This window comes from Spirosoma sordidisoli (genome assembly GCF_004138325.1).
Taxonomy (GTDB): domain Bacteria; phylum Bacteroidota; class Bacteroidia; order Cytophagales; family Spirosomataceae; genus Spirosoma; species Spirosoma sordidisoli.
Window position 1 is genome coordinate 301,980 of the sequence record NZ_SBLB01000006.1, and the last position, 16,490, is coordinate 318,469.

The window sequence follows — 16,490 nt, forward strand, 5'->3', positions numbered from 1 at the left end:
CCTAAACCAACCATGAACCAACAACGAATCAGCCCATTATGGCTCCTGGTAGTCCTGATTGGCCTATGCACCGGGGCCCTGGCCCAACCGCCCCGTGGTCCGCTGGTGGTGTCACCCCAGGTGAACCCCGACAAGACCGTGACGTTCCGGTACCAGGCCCCGCAGGCCAAAGCAGTCGAACTGAGCGTGCAATTTGAAAAAGGTCCCGTGGCCATGACCAAAGATGCGCAGGGTATCTGGAGCGTGACGGTCGGCCCCGTCAAACCCGACATTTACCCCTACAACTTTCGGGTAGATGGTGTATCCGTGATGGACCCCGCCAACGTTGCGTTCTTCCCCAACGAGCGGTTCAAAGCCAGCCTGGTCGACGTACCCGGCGATCAACCGCTGGTTCACGCCATGAAGGACGTACCCCACGGGTCGATCAACTACGAATATTACCCGTCGATGGAAGGGACAACCGGCTCAGTCGTCGTGTATACGCCACCGGGCTACGACCAGTCGCCGTCGAAAAAGTATCCCGTCTACTACCTCATAAGCGGCACGACCGATACCGAAGAAACCTTCTTCAAGGTTGGCAAAACCAACCTGATTCTGGACAATCTGCTGGCCGAGGGCAAGGTGAAGCCGATGATCATCGTGATGCCCTACGGCAATATTGCTGCTCGTATGGCTGAACAGAAAGGGGGTTCAAAACCCGCCGATCCAACCGTTCGCGACGGGGCTGATGCGGTGAAGCGGGCCAATGATTTCACGACCGATCTGGTCAGCAATGTCATTCCATACGTCGAGAAGAACTACCGGGCCATTCCCAACCGCGAGAGTCGGGCCATCGGCGGCTTTTCGCGCGGGGGCGGGCAAACGCTCCGGGCGGCCTTCAGCAACATGGACAAGTTTGCGTATGTGTGCGCCTACAGTTCGTACCTGTCGCCCCAGGAAATGGATGGCAATTTCAGCCAGATCGTAGCCAAACCTGAGCAGACAAACAAGCAACTCAAACTGCTATGGGTGAGCGTCGGCAGCGATGATTTTCTGTACAAAGGCACGGTTGAATTCATGGATTACCTGAAGGCAAAAAAGGTGAACTACAAAAGCCTGATCACCGACGGCGGCCACACCTGGATGAATGTAAAAACGTACGTTGCCGCCACCACGCCACTGCTATTCCAACCATAAACCCTACCGAACCATGAACTGTATTTTATCTATTCTGCTGGTTGCTGTCTTGGGAGTTTCGGCCATAGCGCAGCAACGCCCACCCGCCATCAGTTCGCCCGATGTGCATAAAGACCACAGCATCACGTTCCGGTTCTTTTCCCGAAACGCGAAAAAGGTGATGGTGTCCGGCGAGTTTTTGAAAGAACCCGTCGCCATGACCAAAGACACGTCGGGCATCTGGAGCGTGACGGTGCCGCCGGTGAAGCCGGACATCTACCCGTATAGCTTCACGGTCGACAGCGTACAAATCGCCGACCCCAGCAACACCTACATCTTTGCCAACGAGCGATTCAAACGCAGCATCGTGGACGTACCCGGCGATCAGCCGCTGGTGCATTCGTTGCAGAACGTACCCCACGGCAAAATCAGCTACCGCTACTACAAGTCAGGTACGCTGGGCACCACCCGTCAGTTGCTGGTATACACCCCACCGGGTTTCAACCCCAACGGCAAAACGAAATACCCGGTACTGTACCTGATTCACGGCGGCTCCGACACCGAAGAAACCTGGACCAAAGTGGGCCGGGCCAACCTGATTGCCGATAACCTGATTGCACAGGGGAAAGCCAAACCGATGCTGATCGTGATGCCCTACGGCAATGTTCGCCCCGCCCCGATGGCTGATTTTACCAAAGACATGGTGAACGACGTTGTCCCGTTCGTGGAGGCTAATTACCCGGTCATTAAAGAAAGCAAAGGCCGGGCCGTGGCCGGTTTCTCGGTCGGGGGTGGGCAAACGCTGAACATCGGCCTGACCAATCCCGATACGTTCGCCTATGTGTGTTCGTATGCGCCCTACACGGCTACCGAAGAATTTCAGAAGAACTTTTCGAACTGGTCGCCGGACGCCGGAAAGCTCAACAGCCAACTGAAGCTGTTCATTGTCAGCGTCGGCACGGAGGATTTTCTGTATGAGCCGGTGAAGAAGAACATCGCCATGTTTCAGGAAAAGAAAATCAAGGTAGAGCCGCTGATTGTGCCGGGCGGCCATACCTGGATGAACTGCAAACTGTACCTGGCCGATACGCTGCCGCAGTTGTTTAAATAGAGCTGTGACGGGATGACACACCGATTTTGAATTATTACGATCTTACCCCAACCCCCTGAAGGGGGCTTTTTCTACTTGCGGGCAAAGCCCCCTTCAGGGGGTTGGGGGTAAGACAATCCGTTCAATTCCCCTAACATAAACCTATACCCTAATGACCATCAAACCAATTGCTGCATTCGTGGTAGCCACGATGATGAGCGTCAGCTGCTTCGCGCAGACAATCCAGGAAGATTTCAAACCCTCCTCACTCAATCAACCGGGGCAGGAGTACCCGCAGGTGAACTCGCAGGGCTACGCCCGATTCCGGATCCATGCCCCCAACGCCGATAGCGTCCGGGTGAGCCTGGGTTTGGGTGGCCGGGGCGGCACCATCCTGACTAAAGGAGCTGACGGATACTGGACCGGAACCACCGCAGGCCCTATGGATGAGGGATTCCATTACTACAACGTCACCATCGACGGCGGGAAGTTCAACGACCCCGGCGCCAAGAACTACTACGGCTCCGTTCGGTGGGAAAGTGGCATCGAAATACCGGCCCACGATCAGGATTTTTATGCGCTGAAAGACGTACCCCACGGCAACGTTCAGCAGATTCTGTTCCCCTCGAAAAGTACAGGTACGTCACGTCGGGCGTTTGTCTACACGCCACCGGGCTACGAGAAAGAGAAGTCGAAAAAGTATCCGGTGCTGTACTTGCAGCACGGCTGGGGCGAAGACGAAACGGCCTGGAGCAATCAGGGACACGCTAACCTGATCATGGATAACCTGATCGCCGAAGGAAAAACCAAGCCGTTCATCATCGTAATGACCTACGGCATGACCAACGAAGTGAAATGGGGACGGATGCGCGATTTCAAGATCGATGGTTTCCAGACGGTATTAACTGAAGAGTTGATTCCGTACGTCGATGCCAACTTCCGCACGATGGCGAACCGGGATAACCGGGCCATGGCGGGCCTGTCGATGGGCGGTATGGAAACCAAAACGATCACCCTCAACAAGCCCGAGGTGTTCGGTTATTACGGCCTGCTCAGCGGTGGTGTTTACGCACCAGACGATCTCAAGGACAAAGCCAAACCAAAGCTGGTGTTTATCAGCTGCGGCAGCAAAGAGCGGCCCGATGGCGTGAAGAAAGCCGCCGAGGACCTGAAAGCCGCCGGGTACAACGCCGTTTCGTACGTATCCGACAAAACCGCCCACGAGTTTCAGACCTGGCGCCGAAGCCTGCACGAGATGGCCCCAATGCTGTTTAAGTAAGTTACCCCCAACCCCCTGAAGGGGGCTAATGCGCTGCCGGGGTACACTTGCATGAGCATTAGCCTCCAGGAGGTTGGGGTAAACTCCGCAACGGTGGACCGCCATGTGTTTAAACGCCTATACAAGACCCGAAAATCTATGAGAAAGAAATTAGTATACAGGACGGGAAATCGCTGGTTGCTCCCAGTTTTGACCGGTGTCTTTTTGATAACGGCGCCCACGGTGGTGGCTCAAAAAAAGAAAACGGACAAACCTAAAGCAGCGGTTCAGGTAGGCAACTACCGCAATCTGTTTCGCGAAGCGGGCTACAAACAGGCCGACATCGACGCGAAACTGGCGAAGGCGTATCACGACATCTTCGAAGGACCGAACAAGGTATACTTTGAAGTTGGGGATACGATGGCCTATGTGTCGGACGTGAAGAACAAAGACGCCCGAACCGAAGGCCTGTCGTACGGCATGATGATCGCCGTTCAACTGGATAAAAAAGACGTCTTCGACCGGATCTGGCGGTGGTCGAAAAAGTACCTGCAACACCAGAGCGGGCCACGGGAAGCCTATTTTGCCTGGAGCATCAACCCGCAGACGATGAAGAAAAACTCCGAAGGGTCGGCCTCCGATGGCGAGTTGTACTACATCACCAGTCTGCTGTTTGCGGCTAATAAATGGGGCAACAATACCGGCATCAATTATTACGGCGAAGCCCGGCGGATTTTGGATGCCATGTGGAAGAAAGACGGTACCGGCAACATCTACAACCTGATCAACACCGACGCCAAACAGATTTCGTTCGTGCCCGAAGGCAACAACTACAAATGGACCGACCCGTCGTATCACCTGCCCGCGTTCTACGACGCCTGGGTGCTGTACGCTAAAGACGGTCACGAAGCCTTTTACAAGGAATGCGCCGACACCTCGCGGGTGTTTCTACACCGCGCCTGCCATCCGGTAACGGGGCTCAACGCCGACTATACGGAGTTCAGCGGCAAACCACACGACACCCGCTGGTCACCCTCGGCGTTTCGGTACGATTCGTGGCGGGTGCCCATGAACATTGCGATGGACTATACCTGGTCGGGTAAGGATAAAGCCTGGCAGGAAGATTACGCCAAACGGTTTCAGGGCTTCTTACGCTCGAAAGGCATGGACACGTATGAAGACCAGTTCAATCTGGATGGTTCACGACCTGATTTCATCTTGCAGGCCGGACCGGTGAAGAAACTCCGCCACTCGCTTGGGCTGGTGTCGACGGCCGCTACGCTGTCGCTGATTAACAAAGAAAAGAACAGCCGCGATTTTGTGGATGCCCTCTGGAACGCCAAACTAGAGCCCTTCGAGGATGGCTATTTCGACCCGTATTATGATGGGCTGCTGTATCTGTTCAGCCTCATGCATTTGAGCGGAAAATATCAAATGATCACGCCACAGGCCCGTTAGGCAAGTCACGGCATTGCTAACCAGCTGTTTAAAACAACCCATATTCCCCATAAAGCGAGCTACCAATCCCGTAGGGATTCAACAGCGCAGCGTCGGTAGAAAAAAAGACGCACCTAAATCACCAGCGTGCCGTAGGTACGCGACATCCGAGCGGGTTGCGTACCTACGGCACGCTGTAAATGAACGGGACGATATCGGTTTTCTTTCTACCGACGCTGCGCTGTTAAGCCCCTAACAGGGCCTAACCTTAAACCTCTAATTACCAACCCTTTACCATGAAATAACATGAAGACATTATTCACCTTACTCATCGGGGCAATGACCCTGATGGGACCGGCTCTGGCTCAGACCGGGGGCGTACCGGCTTCGACCAATATTCCGGGGCAGAAGTACCCGCAAATACTGCCCGACAATCGGGTGGTGTTCCGCGTGAAAGCACCCGATGCCCGCAAGCTGCAAATCGACCTGATGAAGAAGTACGACATGGTGAAAGACACCAGCGGCTTCTGGACCGTAACGACGGAGCCTGTTGGTGAAGGGTTTCACTACTACTCGCTCATCGCCGACGGTATCGCCATCTGCGATCCGGCGAGCCAGACGTTTTACGGCATGGGGCGAATGGCCAGCGGCATCGATATTCCCGACAAGGACATGGACTACTATCAGCCCAAAAATGTGCCACATGGCCAGGTACGTTCGGTCAATTACTACTCCGACATGACCAGAGCCTGGCGCCGGGCTAATGTATACACGCCCCCCGGCTACGACGAAAACCCGAAGAAGCGCTACCCCGTGCTGTACCTCCAGCACGGCTCGGGCGAAGACGAAACCGGCTGGCCCACGCAGGGTAAAATGGACTTTATTCTCGACAACCTGATCGCCGAAGGAAAAGCCACGCCCATGATCGTGGTGATGGAACGCGGCTATGCCACTGACCCCACCAGGCCCGTCAGCACAACCAATGGCATGGCCCCCAACGTATTTCCTGAGCTATTGGTAAAAGAGGTAATCCCGATGATCGACAAGTCGTTCAGGACGCTGACCGACCGGGATAGCCGGGCCATGGCGGGCCTGTCGATGGGCGGTTTCCAGACGTTCCAGACCACGATGACTAATCTCGACAAGTTTGCCTATATCGGCGGGTTCAGCGGAGCGGGTCGGTTACAGCCGGGTGCCGACGTCAAACAGCTTTACGACGGTGCTTTGGCCGATGCCGATGCGTTCAACAGGAAGATGAAGCTGGTGTACGTAAGCATCGGCACCAAAGAGCCGGAGCGCATGTATGCGGGCGTGAAAGGCTTTCATGAAGCGCTCGACAAAGCGGGTATCAGGCACGTGTATTATGAGTCGCCGGGTACGTTGCACGAGTGGCAAACCTGGCGCCGGTCGCTGCGGCAGTATGCCAGTCTGATATTTAAGAAGTAACGCTTTTTTGTCATCCCTCCTGTCGCCGGGATGACAAAAAAACCAATTGCAATCACTTAATATGCTATCAATGAAACGATTCATGTACATAATGACTACCCTGAGCCTGCTGAGCTTCGGTAGTCACGCCCAGAAAATGGAAAAGGAAATGCCGAAAGGCTTCGACCAGGTCCGTTCGGGAATCGCCACGGGTAAACTGGATTCGATCAGCTATCCGTCGAAAACCGTGGGGACAACGCGTAAGGCGCTGGTGTACACCCCGCCGGGTTTCTCGAAGAAGACAAAATACCCGGTGCTGTATCTACTCCACGGTATCGGTGGCGATGAAAAAGAATGGCTGAAGGGGGGTAATCCGCAGGTTATTCTGGACAATCTGTACGCCGAAAACAAACTCCAGCCCATGATCGTGGTGATGCCCAACGGCCGCGCCATGAAAGACGACCGGGCGGTAGGGAATATCTTCGACAAAGACAAGGTAGAAGCGTTCGCTACGTTCGAGAAAGACCTGCTGAACGACCTCATTCCGTTTGTCGAAAAAAAGTACCCTACCCTGACCGACCGGGAACACCGCGCCATTGCCGGCCTCTCGATGGGCGGTGGGCAGTCGCTGAATTTCGGACTGGGCAATCTGAACAGGTTCGCCTGGGTCGGCGGTTTTTCGTCGGCACCCAACACCAAACGCCCCGAAGAACTGGTCCCCGATCCCGAAGCCGCTAAAAAACAACTGAAACTGCTGTGGCTTTCGTGCGGAGACGCCGACGGGCTGATCTCGTTTAGCAAACGTACCCACGACTATCTGTACCAGCACAGCGTACCGCATATCTACTACGTGGAGCCGGGTGGGCACGATTTTAAAGTCTGGAAAAACGGACTGTACATGTTCTCACAGTTCCTGTTCAAGCCCGTCGATACTGGTTCGCTGACCAAATATACGGTGCTGGGAACGCCCGCTTCGACCAACATCCGTAACGTCAAATACCCGCAGATTCTGCCCGACAACCGCGTCGTCTTCCGCGTCAAAGCCCCCGACGCCCAGAAAGTACAGGTCGACCTGGGTAAGAAGTACGACATGGTGAAAGACACAGCCGGTTTCTGGACCGCCACCACCGATTCCATCAGCCGGGGCTTCCATTATTACTCGCTGCTGATCGACGGGGTAGCTATTGCCGACCCGGCCAGCGAAAGTTTCTATGGCATGAGCCGCATGGCCAGTGGCATTGAGATACCCGACAAAGATGGAGCCTTTTACGCCATGAAAGACGTACCCCACGGCGACATCCGCATCAAACGCTACCTCTCGAAGGCCACTAATAGCTGGCGTGAAATGTACGTGTATACCCCGCCCGGCTACGACAAATCGACCGACAAATACCCGGTGCTATACCTGTTGCATGGCGGGGGCGAAGATCAGCGCGGCTGGGCTACCCAGGGCAAAACGGACCTGATTCTCGACAACCTGATCGCCGAAGGCAAAGCCAAACCGATGATTATCGCCATGCTCGACGGCAACGTGAGCGCCGGTGGCCTGGCCGGTTTCAACGAGAACGTGCTGAAGGCGTTTGAAAACGAACTGAAGCTGGGCGCCATTCCCTTTGTGGAAAGCAACTTCCGGGTCGAGGCCGACGCCAACAGCCGGGCGCTGGCGGGCCTGTCGATGGGTGGGTTGCAGACGCTGTACGCGGGCATTAAAAACACGCCGATGTTCTCGAGCCTGGGCGTGTTCAGTTCAGGCTGGTTTGCCAATAACCCCAAGCTGACCGACCCGCAGTATGCGTTCATGAAAGATAACGCGTCGACCATTAACTCGAACCTAAAAAACCTGTGGATTTCAATGGGCGGTAAAGAAGACATCGCCTACCAGAACTGCCAGATCATGATGAAGAAGTTCGACGAGATGGGCATCAAGTACAGCTACAGCGAATACGCCGGTGGCCACACCTGGCCGGTCTGGCGGCACGATTTGATGATGTTTAGCCAGGTGCTGTTTAAATAGCCGAACTCGGATCTGCGTCGGGTTGCTTTGCCGTGGAGCAACCCGACGCGAACTGGAATTCGTATACAACATTCAGGAATTCGATGTACCTCCTGCCTGCACCTGCGGCTGACCTTTGTCTCATCAATCAACCAAACCAAATTGAACCATGAGCAAGGTAATTTTAATCACAGGCGCGTCGTCGGGTATGGGTAAAGAAACCGCTAAAACGTTGATCGCCGAAGGGCACAAAGTATATGTGGCTGCCCGGCGAATTGATCAGATGCAGGATCTGCAACGGGCAGGCGGCATTGCCCTGCAACTGGATGTTACCAACGAGGAAAACATCCAGCAGGTAGTCGACACCATCATCGAGCGGGAGGGGAAAATCGACGTGCTGTTCAACAATGCCGGATACGCCATTTACGGATCGGTCGAGGAAATTCCGATTCAGGAGGCCCGGCGGCAGTTTGAGGTGAATGTGTTTGGCCTGGCCAGTTTAACCCAGAAAGTTATTCCCTTCATGCGCGAAGCCCGGTCTGGCACCATTATCAACACCTCCTCGATGGGGGGCAAAATGTACACCCCGATGGGTGCCTGGTATCATGCGTCCAAGCACGCCATTGAGGGCTGGAGTGATTGCCTGCGTCTGGAGTTGAGCCAGTTTAACATCCAGGTCGTGATTCTGGAACCCGGTCTGATTGCCACTGAGTTTGGTGACGTGATGAGTGGTCCGATGGTGGCTCGGTCTGGCAGTGGCCCCTACGCCAACATTGTGAAAGGGGTTGCCAGTGCAGCCTCGATGGCCATGTCGCCAGCCTCGGTGATTGCAAAAACGGTGTCAGCTATTGTCAGGAGCCGCAAGCCCAAAACGCGCTATCGGGTGGGTAGTCTGGCCAAGCCGATGGTCTGGATGCGGGTTAATCTGGGCGACCGGCTGTTCGATAAAATCATTATGAGTCAGGTAAACTAAGCAGGTCGTATGGCAGCCGTTCATCACCTTGAAACCATCAGCGAGCTGAATCAACTGTTCAGCCAGGATAAGCCCCGGCATCCGCTGGTATCGATTATTGACTTTACCCGCGCCGACATCAATGCGCAGGACGGGGTGCTGATGACCTCGGGGTTCTACTCCGTCATGTTCAAAAATTACTGTGTGGGCGACGTAAAATATGGCAGAAAGCAGATCGATTTTCAGGAAGCAACCTTGTTCTGCATTGCGCCCCGGCAGGCCATCACGATTGAGGATGATCGAAATAAACAGGAGGAGCGGATTGGCTGGGGGTTGTTCTTCCACCCCGACCTGATCCGGGGCACTTCGCTGGCCGGTAAGATGAAAGACTATACCTTTTTTTCGTACGAAGCCAGTGAAGCGCTACACCTCTCCGACAAAGAGCAACAGACGTTACGTACCTGCATTCAGACCATCGACCAGGAATTGGGCGAAAACATTGACCGGCACAGTCAGACGCTGATTGTCTCGACCATCGAACTGCTGTTGAACTACTGTTCACGGTATTACGACCGTCAGTTCATCACCCGAAAGTCGGCGAACAGCGATTTGCTGATCCGGTTCGATCAGGTATTAAAGGCGTATTTCGACGATAAGCAGCTTCGGACAAAAGGGTTGCCCACGGTAGGCTATCTGGCAGACCAACTGGCACTCTCCGCCCACTACCTGAGCGATCTGCTGAAGAAAGAAACCGGCCAAAATGCACAGGATCATATTCACGCGTACCTGATTGAAGAAGCCAAAACGAACCTGCTCGGCTCACGAGCCAGTGTGAGCGAAATTGCTTATCAATTAGGGTTTGAGTATCCGCAGTATTTCAGCAAGTTGTTCAAAGCAAAAACAGGTATGACGCCTGCTACCTATCGAACATCAGCTACGGCATAGGTAACAACTGACTCTCAATAACTGGTAAGAAACCCTTAATAACGCATACAACTTTAAACGGTATAAACCTCATGTATCTCAACAGACACGTCTTTGCCACCAGCACGGCCGCACTCTTGCTGGCAACCGTTATCCTGCCCTTTGAATCGGCATCTGCCCAAACCATTCCCTCGCTGAAAGACGCCTTCAGGAAAGATTTCGGCATCGGCACCTGCCTCAACAATGCCCAGATCGACGAACGGGACCCCAAAACGACGGAATTTATAGTACGTCAGTTTAACATGGCCACACCCGAGAACATCATGAAGTCGGCGCTGCTTCATCCAAAGTGGGATACCTACAACTTCGAGATGGCCGACAAGCTGGTGGCGTTTGGCAAAAAGCATAACATCAAAATCAATGGTCACACGCTGGTCTGGCACAGTCAGTTGCCCCCGTTTATCCGGGGCATTAAAAGCCCGGATTCGATCCGGACGTTCTTTACCGATCATATCAAAACGGTGGCCGGGCGTTACGAGGGTAAAGTCTTTTCGTGGGATGTCGTCAACGAAGCCCTGAACGAAGACGGAACCCTGCGAAAATCGGTCTTCCTGCAGCACCTAGGCGACGATTACATCACGGAAGCGTTCCGGCTGGCGCAGCAGGCGGCTCCCAAAACGGAACTGTACTACAACGATTACAACAACGAGCAACCTAAGAAGCGCGCGGGCTGTATCGACATCGTCAAAAAGATAAAAGCCGCCGGGGTGCGCATCGATGGCGTGGGCATACAGGGGCACTGGCATGTCGGCAAAGTACCCTTCGCCGACATCGAAGAAAGCATCCTCCAATACGCAGCTTTGGGCGTAAAAGTGATGTTTACGGAGCTGGATATCGAGGTGTTGCCACGCAACTTCCAGGGAGCCGACGTCGGCGCGCGCATGACCGCTAACGAGCAATCCAATCCCTACGTGAACGGACTCCCCGACGCGGTGCAGCAACAGCTAGCCGCCGATTACGAGAATCTGTTCAAGCTCTTTCTGAAGCACAAAGACAAAGTTACCCGCGTCACGTTCTGGGGCGTCAACGACGGCGATAGCTGGCTGAACGGCTGGCCCATCCGTGGCCGGACCAACTACCCGCTCCTGTTCGACCGCAACAACCAGCCCAAGCCCGCTTTCGAGAAGGTAATTGCGCTGAAAAAATAGCCTACCGGAGAGATAACTGTTCATCGCCAAAAGGGCCGGACTAGTCCGGCCCTTTGTCCTGCTAGCGAGCGAATTACTTCACGACGGTCGCTTCGAGTTCAATGGATGCTGTCTGGTAAAGCCCTTTCACTTCAATCAGCGTAGTCGCCTGCTTGAGGCCATGCCTGGCCGTAAATCCCTGGTAGAGATCCACACAGGTGGTGAAAAACTCGGCCGTTGAGGTCGTAAATACATTCAGGCGAACAATATGTTTGCATTCGTAGCCGGCCTCGCTGATGAGTTGTTCCACATTCTGAATCGTCTGAAGAAACTGAGTTCTCATATCGCCCGAGCTGAGCTGCCCGTTGGCATCGATGGCTACCTGTCCCGAGCAGTAAAGCGTCCCTTCGACCTGCTTAACCTCCACAGCTTGCGCCGAATTGGTGTACTCACCCCACTTCCAGGGATCGATTGTTCGTTTTTCCATTGTCCTGTTTGTTTGCGGTTACTTCAATAAAGCGATCGCTCATTGAACAAGACAAAGGTCATGGCCTCTAGCGACAGCCTTATGTCATACCCCAGTGGCAGGCGCAAAAAACTGATACGACCGCCTGGCCAGTTCGCTCAACTCCTGGAGTAACTCGGCTGGTTCGAGCACCGTAACGGCTCCTGCGTAGGGTAACAACCAGGCCGCTATGTAGGGCATTGATCCGATAAAAAAAGTCATCTCTGTTTGGCCATCCGGCAGTAGCTGCTCGTACGCCCAGCCAAATTGGTGTTTTGTATCGTGCAGCCGCTGAACCGATTCGGCTGGCACCGCAGTCGGCTGCAGGCGAATAACGACCTTCTCCCTTCCTCGCCGGGTAGCCTCCTGTGCCCAGTAGTAGGCCAGGGTCTCAGACCGAGCCACAAAAGCTTCGGCTCGGATGGACAAGTCCTGGATGCGGTCTAATCGAAAATTACGAAACGCTTGCCGTAGTCGGCAAAACCCCACCAGGTGCCATTGCTGGCTTAGGTACAAACCGATGGGCTCCACATCCCGTGTGGTGACCTCGGCAGAAACGGCTGCCCTGTAGCTGAGCTTGACAACTCGTTGCTGGGTAATGGCGGTAACCAATTGCTGATAAGCATTTGGGCGGCTGTGCAATTCGCCCGGTCCAACCACCTGAATGTGGGGAGCGAACGTTTCCAGGTGATCGCGGTCGGTGCGTCGTAGGGCAGCCCGCACCTTGTCCATCGCCGAGCCCGTGAGTTGCGCCGTAGACGTATCGGTTAACCCAATCGCCAGCTTTTCGGCTGTGAGTAGGGCCATAGCTTCCTCACGGGTAAACATAATAGGGGGTAACCGATAGCCATCTACGAGCGTGTAGCCTTTCCCGTCCTGCGTCACGATCGGAACACCAGCCTGTTCGAGGGTTCGGATGTCGCGGTAGATAGTACGGGTGCTGACCGAAAAGCGCTGGGCTAATTCAGTCGCTGACAAAAGCCGTTTGGTTTGCAAGAGGGTCAACAGGGTGACCAGTCGGGTAAGGCGGTTTGTTTCGTGATCCATGGTTGATTGGCACACTACCGTTGAGCAAACAAACCAAGGAAGCCAGAATGGATTGACCAAATCTATCCGTCCATTTTTAGGGATAGACTTGCCATAGTATGCCGGAGATTTTTTCGGGCAGCCACCTGGGAGGTGCAAAAATAAGATTTTTGTTGAGTGGGAGTCGGATAATTCTGGTCAGCATGGTTCACCAAGCAACGATGGCAAAAACGATTGTGACTACTGATAGCCACATCGCCCGCCAGTGTTCAGAACCAACTGGCTACCGATTACGAGAATCTGTTCAAGCTCTTTCTGAAGCACAAAGACAAAGTCACCGCGTCACGTTCTGGGGCGTCAACGACGGCGATAGCTGGCTGAACGGCTGGCCCATCCGTGGCCGGACCAACTACCCGCTCCTGTTCAACCGCAACAACCAGCCTAAACCCGCTTTCGAGAAGGTAATTGCGTTAAAGAAATAGAGCCAGCACCCGGTCAGATGGGTGCCGGCTGGTTATGGCTTATACCGGCCGGCCCAGTTTCTGAAGCAGCCGGAAATGGGATACCAGCGCCGAACCAAAGCTGTGGTTCTCCAGGTAGGGTAATCCGAACTCCTGCGCCGTATTTTTTACAATGGCCGTAATAGCCGGGTAGTGAATATGGCACACCTTCGGAAACAAATGGTGCTCGATCTGCCGGTTCAGGCCACCACAGAAGAAAGCCGCGGTCCGGCTGCGGGGCGCAAAATTGGCCGTCGTCTCCAACTGGTGTATAGCCCAGGCATTTTGTACCGTACCGCTCTCGTCGGGCTGCGGAAAGGTAGTACCTTCTACCGCATGAGCCAGCTGAAAAACAAGCCCCAGTACCAGCCCTTCGACCAGGTGCATGACTACAAAACCGATCAGCAGCTGCCACCAGGTGATGTCAAGCACCAGCATGGGCAGCACCAGGAAAAAGAAATAATAACAGGCCTTTGAAAAGAACAGCCGGACATACTCCCGGCGCGGATGCGTCGAGTTGTCATGTTGACCGATCTGCTTCTTGAAGAACTTGACGTAATCTTTCCGGAATACCCACGACAGCGACGCCAGCGCATAAAGCGGAAACGTATACCAATGCTGATACCGATGCCAGGGATGCAACGCTTCCTGAGCGTCGAGCCGAACGAGTCCCGGAGCTACTTCAATATCTTCGTCATGACCCGGAATATTAGTGTAGGTATGGTGAACCACATTGTGGGTTATGGTCCAGACGTAGGGATTGGCCCCCAGCAGATAAAAGCTGTTACCCAGCATCCTGTTCACCCACCGGCGTGACGAAAAAGCCCCGTGCAGCGCATCATGCGATACGTTGAACCCAATAAAGGCAGCAAACATCCCCAATAGCATAGCCAGCCCCAGCATGGCCCACAGGCCAAACTGATTCGACAGGATAAGGCCATATAGGCTCATATACCCAATCAGGAAGAAGCTGGCCTTAGCCCACATGGCTCCGTTGGCGTGGGGCGACAAAGCCTGTTCGGCGAAGTAAGCGTCGACCCGTTTTCGGACCGTGGGGAAAAAAGCTGACTTGTTTTTATTAACGAATTTCAATTGGGCAGACATAGTTGGATGCTTATTGGATGAGTTGACCGATTAGCTGAATCTGCCTCAATATGGGCAGCGCCATCCGTCCTTGTGGGGTTAGCGAATACTCTACTCGTGGCGGAATCTCGGCATATGCTTCGCGTTTCATGATACCCAGCGATACCAGAGCTTTCAACTCACTGGCCAGTACTTTCTCGCTTACCTCGGGCAACAAATCACTTAGTTGACTGTAGCGAAGCGTTTGCTCGTTGAGCAGCAAAATGATATACAGGCGCCATTTGCCACATATAACTGACAACGCATTGGTAATCAGGAGCAGGTCCGGCTCCGGCGGCAGCTCAGAGCGGTCGCTTGACATAACTGGTTTAGGTTGGCAGACTATACAGCCTGCATACACACGCTTACGAAACAGACTATCAGAACAAACGGGAACGCATCGGTTGGGGCACGTACCTGACTACTAACGTCAATATACCGACAGCGTATGGGGGAAAGTCGATCACGCTGCTACTGAAACACCCAAAGACCGAATGAGGGGAGGGAAAAGAAAAGAGATTGTAGCACCACAATCACTATACTGTACGAAACTGACTTACGACGCAGTAAGTTCCTAACTTACTATATTAAAATTGTAGGCTAACCCGTATCACTTTAGCTTGTACGTGCCCACAATGGGGTAATGATCCGAATAGCTAACGTAGTTGAGCGTCTCAAAGTTAAGGATGTGCAGCTCAGGATCATAAAATTGGTGATCGATTCGAATAAAGCCCGGTAGCCGGTTGTAGGTAAAACCAAAACCACGCCCGCTGGTTTCGAAACTGTTGGGTAGTGTCTGCCGCATGCGTTCGTAAACAACGCTATAGGGCGTGTCATTATGATCGCCGGTCACCACAACCGGATAGCGACTGCTCCTGATGTATTCTTCGACCCGCCGAACCTGCTCCCGCCGGCTGATAAATCCGGACCGCAGCGCGCTCAGCACCCCCCGCGTTTCGTGCTTCACGCCAGTCAGTTCGTCCTGCCGCAATACCTTGCCTACCCGGATTCCCATCGACTTAAGATGTACGTTGATGACGCATATGGTATCCGTACCGATCTTGATATTGGCCCATACGATGCCGTTGAAGCCGCTGAACGGTTCGCGCCCCGAGGATACAATAGGATAGGTCGAGAAAATAGCCGCACCGATCGGCCCATTCCGCGCGGTGGCCAGTTCAGGATGCAGCAGTACGGAGTATACATAGCCGCTCTGCCGAAACCGGGTAATCAGATCGTAATCCTTCAGGGCCACGGAATTGTAAAACTCCTGCAAACACTTGATGGGGGCCTCGTAGCGGAGCACGTAATTAGCCACCCGGCGTACCTTCGGCGAACTTTCCGGGTAGTTTACCTGATCATCGGTATACCCAAATCCCTGCACGTTATAACTGAAAACCCGAAACGGAACAGCATTGCCCGTAGGATCAACGGGGCTGTTCCAGACAAAGGTGCGCGGCCCGAACAGGATCATGCCAATGACAAGTACCAGCCCCGACAACCAGCTCCGCCAGGGACGACTTGTCAGCCAGAAAAAAACGAACAGCAGATTCAGCCCCCACGCAACCGGTATCGAGATCATGATCATGCCCGATAACCAGTGTTCAGTTGGCATGGACTGCAGCAGCCAGTACGCAAGGGCGGTGTAGAGAACCAGCAGTAAGTTGAGCGACCACAACAGCGAGCGAAAAAAAAAGGCAATAAATCGGCTAACCTGTGTTCGAACCGTCATGGTGTCTGATCATTGAGCTGGACGATGCTCCTCAAAAGCCCAAAAGTACGGTATAATGGCCGAAACGCCCACAAACCCAGCCTGGTCAGCACTTGCGAAGCCCACAAAAAAATACTATCTTTGCACCAGAAATGATATTTAGTGTTAATGAAAAAAGGGAGTCGCACTCCCTTTTTTGTTAGCC

General features: G+C 53.9%; 15 protein-coding genes. 10 read left to right on the forward strand and 5 right to left on the reverse strand.

The annotated features are described in order from the left end of the window. The first annotated feature begins 12 nt into the window (after positions 1–12). From EQG79_RS21535 to EQG79_RS21575, 9 genes are all read left to right on the forward strand, one after another. A complete protein-coding gene (locus tag EQG79_RS21535; RefSeq protein ID WP_129603917.1) occupies positions 13–1,176 on the forward strand; it encodes an esterase in 1,164 nt (387 codons plus the stop codon). Between the two features lie 13 nt (positions 1,177–1,189). Beyond that, a complete protein-coding gene (locus EQG79_RS21540; protein ID WP_129603920.1) occupies positions 1,190–2,266 on the forward strand; it encodes an alpha/beta hydrolase-fold protein in 1,077 nt (358 codons plus the stop codon). 151 nt (positions 2,267–2,417) lie between these two features. Then, positions 2,418–3,524 carry an alpha/beta hydrolase-fold protein gene (locus tag EQG79_RS21545; protein ID WP_129603922.1) on the forward strand — a complete coding sequence of 369 codons (1,107 nt, stop codon included), beginning with the start codon at positions 2,418–2,420 and terminating at the stop codon, positions 3,522–3,524. A gap of 204 nt (positions 3,525–3,728) precedes the next feature. Next, on the forward strand, positions 3,729–4,961 hold the full coding sequence (locus EQG79_RS21550; protein ID WP_240699414.1) for a glycosyl hydrolase family 8: 1,233 nt from the start codon (positions 3,729–3,731) through the stop codon (positions 4,959–4,961). Between the two features lie 285 nt (positions 4,962–5,246). Further along, positions 5,247–6,386 (forward strand): alpha/beta hydrolase-fold protein, encoded by a 1,140-nt coding sequence (locus tag EQG79_RS21555; RefSeq protein ID WP_129603927.1) that lies wholly within the window; start codon positions 5,247–5,249, stop codon positions 6,384–6,386. A gap of 70 nt (positions 6,387–6,456) precedes the next feature. Beyond that, complete coding sequence (locus EQG79_RS21560) at positions 6,457–8,379, forward strand: alpha/beta hydrolase-fold protein (protein WP_129603929.1); 1,923 nt, start codon at positions 6,457–6,459, stop codon at positions 8,377–8,379. 148 nt (positions 8,380–8,527) lie between these two features. Further along, positions 8,528–9,331: an oxidoreductase gene (locus tag EQG79_RS21565; protein ID WP_129603931.1), complete on the forward strand. Its 804-nt coding sequence runs from the start codon at positions 8,528–8,530 to the stop codon at positions 9,329–9,331. Between the two features lie 9 nt (positions 9,332–9,340). Continuing rightward, positions 9,341–10,255: a helix-turn-helix domain-containing protein gene (locus tag EQG79_RS21570; protein WP_077921327.1), complete on the forward strand. Its 915-nt coding sequence runs from the start codon at positions 9,341–9,343 to the stop codon at positions 10,253–10,255. A 71-nt stretch (positions 10,256–10,326) separates the two neighbouring features. Continuing rightward, positions 10,327–11,442, forward strand: a complete 1,116-nt coding sequence (locus EQG79_RS21575) for an endo-1,4-beta-xylanase (RefSeq protein ID WP_077921328.1) — start codon at positions 10,327–10,329, stop codon at positions 11,440–11,442. Positions 11,443–11,515: 73 nt separating this feature from the next. Here EQG79_RS21575 and EQG79_RS21580 read toward each other — a convergent pair whose 3' ends face one another. Both EQG79_RS21580 and EQG79_RS21585 read right to left on the reverse strand, forming a co-directional pair. Then, entirely contained in the window at positions 11,516–11,908 is a 393-nt protein-coding gene (locus EQG79_RS21580) for a RidA family protein (protein WP_129603933.1), read from the reverse strand. Positions 11,909–11,992: 84 nt separating this feature from the next. Then, positions 11,993–12,973, reverse strand: coding sequence for a helix-turn-helix transcriptional regulator (locus EQG79_RS21585; protein ID WP_129603935.1), 981 nt, complete (start codon positions 12,971–12,973; stop codon positions 11,993–11,995). A gap of 98 nt (positions 12,974–13,071) precedes the next feature. On the opposite strand from EQG79_RS21585, the gene EQG79_RS21590 reads away from it, so the two are divergent. Further along, positions 13,072–13,434, forward strand: a complete 363-nt coding sequence (locus tag EQG79_RS21590) for an endo-1,4-beta-xylanase (protein ID WP_129603937.1) — start codon at positions 13,072–13,074, stop codon at positions 13,432–13,434. Positions 13,435–13,473: 39 nt separating this feature from the next. Here EQG79_RS21590 and EQG79_RS21595 read toward each other — a convergent pair whose 3' ends face one another. The 3 genes from EQG79_RS21595 to EQG79_RS21605 form a co-directional block, all read right to left on the reverse strand. Continuing rightward, positions 13,474–14,556 (reverse strand): fatty acid desaturase family protein, encoded by a 1,083-nt coding sequence (locus EQG79_RS21595; RefSeq protein WP_077921331.1) that lies wholly within the window; start codon positions 14,554–14,556, stop codon positions 13,474–13,476. A gap of 10 nt (positions 14,557–14,566) precedes the next feature. Further along, positions 14,567–14,896: a winged helix-turn-helix transcriptional regulator gene (locus EQG79_RS21600; protein ID WP_077921332.1), complete on the reverse strand. Its 330-nt coding sequence runs from the start codon at positions 14,894–14,896 to the stop codon at positions 14,567–14,569. A gap of 288 nt (positions 14,897–15,184) precedes the next feature. Continuing rightward, positions 15,185–16,306: an endonuclease/exonuclease/phosphatase family protein gene (locus EQG79_RS21605; protein WP_129603939.1), complete on the reverse strand. Its 1,122-nt coding sequence runs from the start codon at positions 16,304–16,306 to the stop codon at positions 15,185–15,187. Between the last annotated feature and the right edge of the window lie 184 nt (positions 16,307–16,490).

Bases quoted from the DNA above. Each gene is read 5' to 3' on its own strand.
- EQG79_RS21535 (WP_129603917.1), top strand. From the start codon at position 13: ATGAACCAACAACGAATCAGCCCATTATGGCTCCTGGTAGTCCTGATT.
- EQG79_RS21540 (WP_129603920.1), top strand. From the start codon at position 1,190: ATGAACTGTATTTTATCTATTCTGCTGGTTGCTGTCTTGGGAGTTTCG.
- EQG79_RS21545 (WP_129603922.1), top strand. From the start codon at position 2,418: ATGACCATCAAACCAATTGCTGCATTCGTGGTAGCCACGATGATGAGC.
- EQG79_RS21555 (WP_129603927.1), top strand. From the start codon at position 5,247: ATGAAGACATTATTCACCTTACTCATCGGGGCAATGACCCTGATGGGA.
- EQG79_RS21560 (WP_129603929.1), top strand. From the start codon at position 6,457: ATGAAACGATTCATGTACATAATGACTACCCTGAGCCTGCTGAGCTTC.
- EQG79_RS21565 (WP_129603931.1), top strand. From the start codon at position 8,528: ATGAGCAAGGTAATTTTAATCACAGGCGCGTCGTCGGGTATGGGTAAA.
- EQG79_RS21570 (WP_077921327.1), top strand. From the start codon at position 9,341: ATGGCAGCCGTTCATCACCTTGAAACCATCAGCGAGCTGAATCAACTG.
- EQG79_RS21575 (WP_077921328.1), top strand. From the start codon at position 10,327: ATGTATCTCAACAGACACGTCTTTGCCACCAGCACGGCCGCACTCTTG.
- EQG79_RS21580 (WP_129603933.1), bottom strand. From the start codon at position 11,908: ATGGAAAAACGAACAATCGATCCCTGGAAGTGGGGTGAGTACACCAAT.
- EQG79_RS21585 (WP_129603935.1), bottom strand. From the start codon at position 12,973: ATGGATCACGAAACAAACCGCCTTACCCGACTGGTCACCCTGTTGACC.
- EQG79_RS21590 (WP_129603937.1), top strand. From the start codon at position 13,072: ATGCCGGAGATTTTTTCGGGCAGCCACCTGGGAGGTGCAAAAATAAGA.
- EQG79_RS21595 (WP_077921331.1), bottom strand. From the start codon at position 14,556: ATGTCTGCCCAATTGAAATTCGTTAATAAAAACAAGTCAGCTTTTTTC.
- EQG79_RS21600 (WP_077921332.1), bottom strand. From the start codon at position 14,896: ATGTCAAGCGACCGCTCTGAGCTGCCGCCGGAGCCGGACCTGCTCCTG.
- EQG79_RS21605 (WP_129603939.1), bottom strand. From the start codon at position 16,306: ATGACGGTTCGAACACAGGTTAGCCGATTTATTGCCTTTTTTTTTCGC.